We start from the raw sequence: 1,265 nt of genomic DNA, 5'->3' as shown, positions 1-1,265 counted from the left end.
GATTCGAGCTCGGTCCCGGGGATCCTCTAGAGTCGTCCGTTCCGGCGAGGTCGCGCGCGCATCCAGCACCGCGTCGCGGGCGATCGGGCGCAGGTCTACGGGAGCGACGACGATGTCACGGCGCTCGTCGAGGCGGGCGAGGGCGAGCAGGTCTTCGACGAGGCCGCCCATGCGGATGGCCTCTTTCTCGATGCGTTCCATCGATTGCGCCGTCTGCTCGTCGCCCGAGATGGCGCCCATCCGGTACAGCTCCGCGTATCCGCGCACGGTCACCAGGGGTGTGCGCAGTTCATGACTGGCGTCGCCGATGAAGCGTCGCATCTGAAGCACGGTGGCGTCGCGCTGGCCGAGCGCCTGATCCACGCGGTCGAGCATGGCGTTGATCGCCGTCTTGAGCTTGCCGACTTCGGTGCCGGGAGCGATGTCGCCCATGCGCTGGCCGAAGTCGCCCCGCGCGATGGACATCGCCGTCTGCTCCACCTGCCCGAGGCTCCGGAACGCCAGCGTGACGAGCCAGCGGGTGAGCAGGGCGCTCACCAGGATCGTCAGGAGCGCCAGAATCGTGTAGATGCCGACGAAGCTCGCCACCGTCTGATTCACGGGCGTCAACGGCAGGGCGAGCAGCTGGACGTTGTTCTCGCGTGCTCCCGGGATCTGCAGGATGTCGACGGCGGCATGGAAGGTCGTCTTGCCGTCGGCCGAGGTGAGATCGAACGGAGTCGTGCCCTGCATGAGGGTGCTGTCGAGACCGAACGTTGCCGGGAACACCGGTGGGTTGTCGGACGGCGGGCCTCCGGTGGCCAGCCTCGTGCCGTCGGGCCCGTAGACGGCGATGTAGAAGGATGTCAGCGGCGGATAGTCGGCGGGCTCGAATTTGGCGACCCCGTCGACGACCTCGACGTTGAGCAGACTGCTGGCCTGATCGAGCGTCACCGTCTGGCTGATCGACTGGTCGCGCTCGGCGATCTGGGCGTTGCGCAGGAACACCGCCGTACCGAACCCGGCGACGAGCAGTCCGCCGGTCAGCACGGCCACGGTGACGCCCGTGACCTTGGCCCGCAGGCTGATGCCGCGCCACCACGAGGTGAGGCGGTCGTTCTTCTTCGCGTGTGCCGCGTACACGCCGTCCGCCGTCATCGCCCCGCGATCAGGCGGTCTTGCCGGCCTTCAGCATGTAGCCGAAGCCGCGCTTGGTCTGGATGAGCGGCTCCGAGGAGTACGGGTCGATCTTGCGGCGGACTCTAGAGGATCCCCGGGACCGAGCT

1 protein-coding gene is annotated in these 1,265 nt (G+C 67.9%); it reads right to left on the bottom strand.

Features of this window, described 5'->3' with window-relative positions:
* Positions 1-1,137: sensor histidine kinase (locus I5I_RS02740; protein WP_036316221.1), on the bottom strand; the 1,137-nt coding region annotated here is incomplete at its 3' end.
* Positions 1,138-1,265 lie beyond the last annotated feature (128 nt).

Source organism: Microbacterium sp. B24, from assembly GCF_000333415.1.
Taxonomy (GTDB): Bacteria; Actinomycetota; Actinomycetes; order Actinomycetales; family Microbacteriaceae; genus Microbacterium.
Note: the sequence above shows the minus strand (reverse complement) of the source record. Positions and strands in the feature narration are given on the sequence as shown.